Raw genomic sequence first — 8,983 nt, forward strand, 5'->3', positions numbered from 1 at the left:
CGTCAGGCGCTGAGCGCGCCGCCGAGCCGCTGCTGGGCGTGCCGGCCGCGGCGGCCGATCGCGACCATGCCCGTCGCAGCCCCGAGCCCGAGGTGCGCGCCGCCGGCGTAGACGGTCTCGACGCCGCCGCGCGGCACGGCGAAGGTCTCGTGCCAGATGCCGACCGCTCCCGGGTGGCGCCGCGCCGCGGAGTTGAAGGCGCGCCAGGCCGGCAGGTGCTCGCGGGTCGAGTCGGTGGCGTAGGCGTAGAGCTGCTCGGTCGAGCGCCAGTACTGCACCACCCACGGGCCCTTCCCACCGACGAGCAGCTCGTGCCCGAGGAAGCCCAGGTCGTCCGCCTCCCCGCGCTCGGCCCGGGCACGGTTGTCGTGCAGCTCGCGCAGCATGCGCGGCATCGCCCGGAAGACCGGGAGCCAGAGGTCGGGCCGGTGCTTGGCCCGGATCGTCATGCCGATGTTGAAGACGACGAGGGCGTCCTCGTGCGCGTGGGTGGTGCTGGTGCTCATCCGTGGTCCCCTGCCGTAGTCTTGGATAGTTCCACTCACCAATATAGATAGTTTGACTATCCAGAGCAAGCGAGGAGCACCGTGCGGATCTCCGAGGTGGCAGCGGCGACCGGCGTGAGCGTGCCGACGCTGAAGTTCTACCTGCGCGAGGGGGTGCTGCACGCGGGCGTCTCCCGGTCCCGGACGCAGGCCGACTACGACGACTCGCACGTCGACCGGGTGCGGCTGGTGCGTGCCCTGGTGGAGGTCGGTGGCCTGGACCTCGCCACCGTCGGCAGGGTGCTCGAGGTCATCGACCGTCCCGACGTCGCGCGGCTGGGTGTGCTCGCGGCCGCCCAGCAGGCGCTGCTCGGCGGAGGTCCGGCGCTGGGCGACGACGAGGGCCCCGGGCAGGTCGAGCCAGGGCGGGCCCGGCGCTGGTTGGAGCGGCGGGGCTGGCGGGTGTCGGGGGAGGACCCCGCCGTCGCCCCGCTGGAGCGCGCCTGGCGGGCCTGCGAGGACGCCGGGATCGGACTGGACGAGGAGCGCATGGACGCCTATGCGGACGCGGTCGAGGGGGTGGCCAGGGTCGACGTCGCCTCCGTCCCCGACGAGCCGCAGGCGGCCGTCCGGCAGGTCGTCGTCGGCACGGTGCTCGTCGACGCCGTGCTCTCGGCGCTGCGGCTGCTCGCGCAGCAGCACACGGCGGTCGTCACCGACCGCTCGCGGTAGCAGGCCGGGTCAGAAGCCGATCGCCGGCACCGGCTCGCGGTCGGCCCGCAGGGCGCGCGACAGCCTGCGCAGCGCGCCCGGCGTCCGCTCGGTGACCCCGAGGGTGGCCGCCTGGGAGAGCAGCGTCCGCCCGCCGAGGTATGCCGCGCCCAGCGCCGCCACCGGCGTCTCGCGTCCGGGTCGGCGTCGCTCGCGCTCACCTCGGCCCGCCCGTCAGCCTCGATCCGCAGCCGCCACCGCCCGGCGTTCCACGGGCAGACGTCGTCGGTCACCTCGAGCACGAGGTCCAGCGGCGAGCCGTCGGCGTAGCCACGCTCGGTCAGCGCGCGGGGCAGGTCGACCAGCCGGATCCACAGCGCGTCGAAGAGCTGCACGTCAGCGCCGCGCGGCCCGCCCGTCCACCACGCGACCGGGTCGTCGGTCGGCCGGGACCAGAAGGTCGTCCTCGCCGTGAGGTCGAGGTCCACCAGGCGTCGGGCCAGCGCGAGCAGGGTGGCGTCGTCGGTGGCACCCAGCTCGCCCACGGCGACCTCGCCCGCCGGCTTGCCGTCCTCCCACTTGCTCTCCCGGCGGAAGACGGCATACCCGCTGACCTGTCCGTCCCGCCGCGCGACGAGCAGCCGCTGGGGCTCCTTGCTGCCCCGCGCCTGCGGGTGGTCGCGGAAGGCGAACCATCGCTGCGCCAGGGCCTCGGGCCGGGTGACCGCGCCGAGCGTGACGCCGGCGCAGGCGAGGTGCGCCTCGTGCAGCACGGCGAGCGCGGCCTCGGAGTCCACGGTCACGACGTGGGTCGACACCCCGTCCGCCTCGGCCGCGAGCGGGGCCGGCGCCCTCAGCTCGGTGCCACGCCCCAGCGTCAGCTTGGCCTCGACCGAGGCGCAGCCGTAGCCGAAGCGGCCGTAGATCGCGGTCTCCGACGCGTGCAGCCCCGCGATCGCGCACTCGCCGCGCTCGTGGACCCGGTGCAGGTGGTCGGTCATCATCGCCCGCAGCACGCCGCGGCGGCGGGCGTCGGGGTGCACGCTGACGAAGGTCAGACCGTCCATCGGGACCCTGGTCAGGGCGTCGCCCGGTCCGGGGGCGGTGAGCCCCATGTCGAAGGCGCTGTAGAACGCCATGAGCGGCGCGGCCCCGCCCTCGTCGCCCTCGCCGGGCAACGGTCCACCGGTCCGCACCACGCCGCGCGCGTGGCTGAGGTCCACCTCGTCGTCGAGGTCCTCCAGCGTCTTGCCGGGGGTGACGCTGAACCACACCGTCTCGACCAGGTCCCGCACGCGGGCCAGGTCGTCGGTGGTCAGGTCGGTGAAGGTGAAGGCGGCATCGGTCTCGGGTGGCACGGGGTCAGTCTGGACCATCTACGCTGGTCCGTCAGGGGATTTTCGTGGGACTGAGGAGGAGGACCGCGTGGAGCGGGACGTGCGCGGGTCGGTGCTCGCGGTGCTCGTGGTCTTCGCGAGCTCGGGGTATGTCATGGGCCAGGCCCTCTCCCGGGTCCCCGCCGTGCGCGACCACCTCGGTGCCGACAAGGCACAGCTGGGTCTGGTGCTCATGGGGATGGGCCTGGGCTCGTTGCTCGCGATGCCCTTCACCGGCCGGGCGGTGGACCGCTTCGGGTCCCGCCGGGTGGTGCTCGTCACCGTGCTGCTCGGGTGCCTGGGGTGGGGGTTGGTGGCGCTCGCGCCCTCGGTGCCGGTGCTGCTCGGCATCCTTGTGCTCACCGGCATGAACATCGGCGTCTGGGACGTCGCCATGAACATCCAGGGCACCCATGTCGAGCAGTCGCGCCACCGCTCGCTCATGCCCTACTTCCACGCCGCCTTCTCCGGGGGTGCGGTGCTCGGCGCCGGGTCGGGCGCGCTCGCGGCGTGGTGGGGGATCGGGCTCGGCCAGCTGCCGGTGCTCGCCGCGGTGGCGGCGGTCGCCGGGGTCTGGGGGGCGAGCCGCTTCGTGCCCGAGGCGCCGGAGGTGCTGGATCCGGAGCCGGTGCCCGACGGCGCCGCAGCGTCCGGGGCTGCCCCCGAGCCGGCACGGCGCGGGCTGACCGCGACCGAGGTGCTCATCGGGCTCATCTGCCTCGCCGGTGCCCTGGCCGAGGGGTCGGCCAACGACTGGCTGGCGCTGCTGCTCGTGGACGTGCACGGGGCGCCCGCCGCCTTCGGTGCGCTGACCCTCACCGCCTTCAACCTGACGATGACGATCGGGCGGCTCGCCGGCGGGCCGGCCATCGACCGCTTCGGGCGCGCCACCGTGGTGCGCACCGGGGCGGTGCTGGCGGCCGCGGCCATCCTGCTCGTCACCCTGACCTCCTCGCTCACGCTGGCGCTGGTCGGCGGGCTGATGTGGGGGCTCGGCGTGGCCACGATCTTCCCGGCCGCGATCTCCGCCGCCGGCGAGGTGCCCGGGCGGGGCAACCGGGCCATCACGTCGGTGTCGACCATCGCCTACGGCGCCTTCCTCTTCGGCGCCCCGACGATCGGCGTGCTCGCCGAGGCCATCGGCCTGGACCGCGCGCTCTTCCTCGTCGTGGGCTTCCTCGGGCTGCTCCTCGTGCTGTCCCCGGTGATGCGGGAGAAAACGGCTGGCCGTCCCGGGCGCGCGCCCGCCACCCTGGGCTGATGCTCACCCTGCGCCCGCCCACCGCGGCCGACGAGACCGCGCTGCGCCGCATGCACGAGCAGCTCGCCGTCGAGGGCTTCGACCTGCTGCTCGCCGAGGGGAGCTGGGAGGAGATCCTGGCGCAGGTGCGGCGCGAGGCCGACGGGTCCGACCTGCCCCCGGGCCGGGTGCGCGCGGACTTCCTCGTGGCCGAGGCCGAGGGCATACCGGTGGGTCGGGTGTCGATCCGGCACGAGCTCACGCCCTTCCTGCGCGAGGTCGGCGGCCACGTGGGGTATGCCGTCGCCCCGCCCTTCCGCCGCCGCGGTCACGCCACCGAGATCCTGCGCCAGTCGGTCGAGCGGCTGCGCGGCCTCGGCGTGGGGGACGTGCTGGTGACCTGCGACGACGACAACGTCGGCTCCGCGCGAGCCATCGAGCGCTGCGGCGGAGTCCTCGCGGACCTGCGCACCCCGCCCGGCGGCGGCATACCCAGCGCCGCTACTGGATCCCGGCCCCGGTGGTGCCGCTCAGGCGTCGGTGAGGCCCAGGGCGTGCCGCATCGCGGTGAGCTTGACCTCGGTCTCGGCCAGCTCGGCGGCCGGGTCGGAGGCCGCGACGATCCCGCCGCCGGCGAAGATGCGCATCGAGTGCCGGTCGTCGGCCAGCTCGCCGCAGCGCAGCGCGATGCCCCAGTCGCCGTCGCCGGAGCCGTCCATCCAGCCGACCGGGCCGGCATACCGGCCGCGGTCCATGCCCTCCAGCTCGCCGATCACCCGCGCCGCCGCCTCGGTGGGGGTGCCGCAGACCGCCGCCGAGGGGTGCAGCGCCGCGGCCAGCCGCAGCGAGGTGGCCTCGCTGTGCATGGTGCCGATGAGGTCGCTGGCGAGGTGGTAGACGTCCGGCAGCTCCAGCACGTAGGGCGCCTCCGGGACGACGAGGTCGCTGCAGTGGGGCGCCAGGGCCTCGGCCACCGACCGCACGGCGTAGTCGTGCTCGTCCAGGTCCTTGGTGCTGCTGACGAGCCGCAGCCGAGGGTCGACCGGGTGCGCGGGGTCGCCGGTGCCGGGCACGTCGGTGTCGGGAGCGGGGATGCCGTTGGGCCGTCGGATCGTGCCGGCCAGGACCCGCGAGCGGACCTTGCCGCCCTGCAGCCGGACCAGCATCTCCGGGGTGGCCCCCACCAGCCCCGAGACGGCGAAAGTCCAGGTGGCGGCATACCGCTTCTCCAGCCGCTCGAGCACCGGGGCGACCCGCACCACCCGACCCTCGCGGTGCCGCACCGTCACGTCCCGGGCCAGCACCACCTTGTCGACCTCACCCAGGTCGATCCGGCGCACCGCGGCCGCCACGACGCCCGGCCAGTCCTCGGCGCCCACGGAGCCGTCGGACTCGACCAGCGGGTCGGCCACCTCGATGTCCTCATTGACGCGCCCCAGCAGCTCCGCGGGGTGCTCGACCGGCCACGGCTCGTCCTCGGCGACCACCTGGGTGACCCAGGCCAGGCCGTCCCGGCGCCCGATGACGACCCGGGGGATCGTGAGGACGCTCTCGTCCCGGGAGTCGGCGGCGAAGGTGAAGGAGCCGAAGGTCACGAGACCGGTGCCCGGCAGCCGGACCTCGTCCTCGACCTCGGCCGCGGCGCGCACCTGCGTCCACCACGTCTCGGCCTCGCGGAACCGGTCCGGGCCGGTGGCGCTCACCCCGGCCACCCGGCCCCACCCGACCAGGCCGTCGCCCTCGCGCAGCCACGCCGCGACCTCGCGCGGGTCGACCTCGTCGGGCACCCGGGTCAGCAGGTCGCCCGGGGCGTCGACCGCGAGGGTGCGGGCGCGCAGGCGGGGCAGGGTGCGGGTCACAGCCACAGCCGACCACTGTAAGACGTGATGGGAGGATGGCCCGCATGAGCCCGACGCGCGCCGACCTCGACAAGCAGCCGCACGAGGTGGCCCGGATGTTCGACGGCGTGGCCCGGCGCTACGACGTCACCAACACCGTGCTGAGCGGAGGCATGGACCACCTGTGGCGGCACGCGGTCGTCAAGGCGGTCGACGCGGCGCCGGGGGACCGGGTCCTCGACATCGCCGCTGGCACCGGCACCTCCAGCGAGCCGTATGCCGACCGCGGTGTCCAGGTGGTCCCCGCGGACTTCTCCCTCGGCATGCTCACCGAGGGCTACCGCCGGCGGCCGGACCTGCCGTTCACGGCGGCGGACGCGATGCGGCTGCCCTTCGCCGACGACTCCTTCGACGTGGTGACGATGAGCTTCGGGCTGCGCAACGTCGCGGACGTCGAGGCGGCCCTGCGCGAGTTCCTCCGGGTGGTCCGCCCGGGCGGCCGGCTCGTGGTCTGCGAGTTCAGCCGGCCGGTCGTGCCGGTCTTCTCCACCGTCTACAACAACTACCTCATGCGGGCCCTGCCCCGCGTGGCCCGCCGCGTCAGCTCCAACCCGGAGAGCTACGTCTACCTCGCCGAGTCGATCCGCGCCTGGCCCGACCAGCGCGCGCTGGCGCAGCAGGTCCGCGCGGCCGGGTGGGAGCAGGTGCGGTGGCGCAACCTCAGCGCCGGTGTCGTCGCGCTGCACCACGCGGTCGCCCCCGTCGACTGATCGCCCATTAGCCCGCGTCGTCCTGACGTATTTGGTCTGAGGCGTCCCTGCGCCGATCCGGCGGCCGGCAGGAGCCTAGACTTCCCAGAGTTCGTGAACGTTGTCACAAGCGAGGCGCCAACAGTGAGTGAGCAGGTCGAGACAGCCGACGTCATCGTCGTCGGCGCCGGGCCGGGAGGCTCGAGCACCGCCGCCTACCTCGCGTCCCACGGCCTCGACGTCCTGCTGCTGGAGAAGTCCACCTTCCCGCGCGACAAGATCTGCGGCGACGGGCTCACCCCGCGCGCCGTCCGCGAGCTGATCCACCTCGGCGTCCCCATCGACGAGGCCGACGGCTGGCACCGCACCCGGGGTCTGCGGATCATCGGCGGCGGGATGCGCCTGGAGCTCGACTGGCCCGGCAACGCGACCTTCCCGCCCTTCGGGCTGGTGCGGACCCGGCAGGACCTGGACGAGACCCTGGCCCGCCACGCCGCGGCGCGCGGGGCGCGGCTCCTCGAGGGCATCAACGTCCAGACGCCGGTCCTCGACGGGCGCGGTCACATCTGCGGCGTGCAGGCCAAGGTCATGGGTCCGGACGGGCGGGCCACGGGGGAGCGCCGTGAGTTCCGGGCCCAGGTCGTCGTGGCCGCCGACGGCAACTCCAGCCGGCTCTCGCTCGGGATGGACCGTCCCAAGCGCGACGACCGGCCGATGGGGGTCGCGGTGCGGGCCTACTACGAGACCCCGCGGCACGACGACGCCTACCTCGAGTCCTGGCTGGAGCTGTGGACGAAGGACGCGCGCGGGGAGCGGGACGAGCTCATGCCCGGCTACGGCTGGATCTTCCCGCTGGGCGACGGCACCGCCAACGTCGGCCTCGGGATCCTCGACACCTCGGAGGCCTTCGGCACCTTCGACTACCGCGACGTCATGCGGCGGTGGGTGGAGACGATGCCGGAGGGCTGGGGTTTCTCCGAGGAGACCCGCCAGGCCCCGATCCGGGGTGCCGCGCTGCCGATGTGCTTCAACCGGCAGCCGCTCTACGACCGGGGGCTGCTGCTCGTCGGTGACGCCGGCGGCATGGTCAACCCGTTCAACGGCGAGGGGATCGCCGAGGCGATGGAGGCCGGACGGCACGCCGCCGAGGTCATCAGCGCGGCGCTGGCGCGGGCCACGCCGGGGGAGCGGGAGGCCGTGCTCCACAGCTACACCGCGGCCATGAAGGACGCCCTCGGCGGCTACTACACCCTCGGCCGCGGCTTCGCCACGCTCATCGGCAAGCCCGAGATCATGCGGCTCGCGGTGAAGTACGGCCTGCCGCGCCGCTCGCTCATGCGGTTGCTGCTCAAGATCATGGCCAACCTGCCGCAGGAGCGCGGCGGCGGGCTCGACGACCGCGTCATCAACGCCCTGAGCAGGATGACTCCGGCGGCATGAGACGCTGTGTTGACCTTAGGATAAGTATGCGCGCGACCCCGGTGAGCCCAGCGCTGGGCCTGTCCCGAAAGGAGTGCTGAGGCAAGACATGGACTACCACCTATCTGCCCATCATCTTCTTCCTCTTCTTCGGCCTGCTCTTCGCCTTCGGGTCGGTCTTCGGCGGGGGGCTGCTGGGCCGGGTGACCTACAACCGCGCCAAGGCCGAGGCCTACGAGTGCGGGATCCAGCCGACGCCGCAGGCGCACGAGGGCGGGCGCGTGCCGGTCAAGTACTACCTCACGGCGATGCTCTTCATCGTCTTCGACGTCGAGGTGCTCTTCCTCTACCCCTTCGCCGTGGCCTTCGACCAGGTCGGGCTGTTCTCCGTGCTGGCGATGCTGCTCTTCCTCGTCGTCGTCTCGGTGCCCTTCGTCTACGAGTGGAGCAGGGGCGGGCTGGAATGGGACTGAACGTGCACAACTCCGAGAGTGTGGTGAGCTGACGATGGGTCTCGAGGACAAGATCCCCGGTGGGATCATGCTGACGACGGTCGAAGGACTGGCCGGCCAGCTGCGGCAGTACTCCGTGTGGCCGGCGACCTTCGGGCTGGCCTGCTGCGCCATCGAGATGATGGCCGTCGGCACCCCCGACTACGACATCGCCCGGTTCGGGATGGAGCGCTTCGCGGCGACCCCGCGCCAGGCTGACCTGATGATCGTCGCCGGGCGCGTGTCGCAGAAGATGGCGCCGGTCGTGCGCCAGGTCTACGACCAGATGCCCAACCCCAAGTGGGTCATCTCGATGGGCGTCTGCGCCAGCTCGGGCGGCATGTTCAACAACTACGCGATCGTGCAGGGCGTGGACCACATCGTGCCGGTCGACGTCTACCTCCCCGGGTGTCCGCCCCGGCCCGAGATGCTGCTCAACGCCATCCTGGAGCTGCAGAAGCAGATCCGTGAGTTCAAGTTCTCCGTCGACCGCGAGGCCGCGGCCCGCGCGGCCGAGGCGGCTGCCATGAAGGCGATGCCGACCTCCGAGATGAAGGGGCTGCTCGCGTGAGCGCGGACGACACCACGCGTGACGACAGCGCCGGCGACAAGGTCGAGACCGGCCCGGAGACCCCGAACCGCGAGCCGGCGACGCAGGAGACCACCCTCGACGA

8 protein-coding genes and 2 pseudogenes are annotated in these 8,983 nt (G+C 73.3%); 7 read left to right on the forward strand and 3 right to left on the reverse strand.

Annotated elements, in window-relative coordinates:
- Window positions 1–2: 2 nt before the first annotated feature.
- A complete protein-coding gene (locus BJF86_RS00765) occupies window positions 3–506 on the reverse strand; it encodes a DUF4188 domain-containing protein (RefSeq protein WP_075814482.1) in 504 nt (167 codons plus the stop codon).
- 81 nt (window positions 507–587) lie between these two features.
- Here BJF86_RS00765 and BJF86_RS00770 point away from each other — a divergent pair, with 81 nt between their 5' ends.
- Window positions 588–1,217, forward strand: a complete 630-nt coding sequence (locus BJF86_RS00770) for a MerR family transcriptional regulator (RefSeq protein WP_075816577.1) — start codon at window positions 588–590, stop codon at window positions 1,215–1,217.
- A gap of 182 nt (window positions 1,218–1,399) precedes the next feature.
- Here BJF86_RS00770 and BJF86_RS18475 read toward each other — a convergent pair.
- Window positions 1,400–2,572: pseudogene (locus tag BJF86_RS18475) on the reverse strand (GNAT family N-acetyltransferase); the annotation flags it as partial.
- Window positions 2,573–2,621: 49 nt separating this feature from the next.
- Here BJF86_RS18475 and BJF86_RS00780 point away from each other — a divergent pair.
- Window positions 2,622–3,833 (forward strand): MFS transporter, encoded by a 1,212-nt coding sequence (locus BJF86_RS00780; RefSeq protein WP_075816579.1) that lies wholly within the window; start codon window positions 2,622–2,624, stop codon window positions 3,831–3,833.
- Window positions 3,834–3,883: 50 nt separating this feature from the next.
- Window positions 3,884–4,204: pseudogene (locus tag BJF86_RS18480) on the forward strand (GNAT family N-acetyltransferase); the annotation flags it as partial.
- 138 nt (window positions 4,205–4,342) lie between these two features.
- On the opposite strand, the gene BJF86_RS00790 reads toward BJF86_RS18480, so the two are convergent.
- Window positions 4,343–5,677, reverse strand: coding sequence for an isochorismate synthase MenF (locus BJF86_RS00790; protein ID WP_237768017.1), 1,335 nt, complete (start codon window positions 5,675–5,677; stop codon window positions 4,343–4,345).
- 38 nt (window positions 5,678–5,715) lie between these two features.
- On the opposite strand from BJF86_RS00790, the gene BJF86_RS00795 reads away from it, so the two are divergent.
- The 4 genes from BJF86_RS00795 to BJF86_RS00810 all read left to right on the forward strand — a co-directional run bounded on the left by BJF86_RS00795 (window position 5,716) and on the right by BJF86_RS00810 (window position 8,880).
- Window positions 5,716–6,420 carry a demethylmenaquinone methyltransferase gene (locus BJF86_RS00795; RefSeq protein WP_075816581.1) on the forward strand — a complete coding sequence of 235 codons (705 nt, stop codon included), beginning with the start codon at window positions 5,716–5,718 and terminating at the stop codon, window positions 6,418–6,420.
- A gap of 123 nt (window positions 6,421–6,543) precedes the next feature.
- A complete protein-coding gene (locus BJF86_RS00800) occupies window positions 6,544–7,839 on the forward strand; it encodes a geranylgeranyl reductase family protein (RefSeq protein WP_022925193.1) in 1,296 nt (431 codons plus the stop codon).
- A 134-nt stretch (window positions 7,840–7,973) separates the two neighbouring features.
- A complete protein-coding gene (gene ndhC / locus BJF86_RS00805; RefSeq protein ID WP_237768026.1) occupies window positions 7,974–8,291 on the forward strand; it encodes an NADH-quinone oxidoreductase subunit A in 318 nt (105 codons plus the stop codon).
- 34 nt (window positions 8,292–8,325) lie between these two features.
- Window positions 8,326–8,880 carry an NADH-quinone oxidoreductase subunit B gene (locus BJF86_RS00810; protein WP_075814472.1) on the forward strand — a complete coding sequence of 185 codons (555 nt, stop codon included), beginning with the start codon at window positions 8,326–8,328 and terminating at the stop codon, window positions 8,878–8,880.
- Window positions 8,881–8,983 lie beyond the last annotated feature (103 nt).

Origin of the sequence: Serinicoccus sp. CNJ-927 (genome assembly GCF_001942435.1) — a bacterium.
In the GTDB taxonomy this organism is placed as follows: domain Bacteria; phylum Actinomycetota; class Actinomycetes; order Actinomycetales; family Dermatophilaceae; genus Ornithinicoccus; species Ornithinicoccus marinus.

Bases quoted from the DNA above. Each gene is read 5' to 3' on its own strand.
- BJF86_RS00765 (WP_075814482.1), bottom strand. From the start codon at position 506: ATGAGCACCAGCACCACCCACGCGCACGAGGACGCCCTCGTCGTCTTC.
- BJF86_RS00795 (WP_075816581.1), top strand. From the start codon at position 5,716: ATGAGCCCGACGCGCGCCGACCTCGACAAGCAGCCGCACGAGGTGGCC.
- BJF86_RS00810 (WP_075814472.1), top strand. From the start codon at position 8,326: ATGGGTCTCGAGGACAAGATCCCCGGTGGGATCATGCTGACGACGGTC.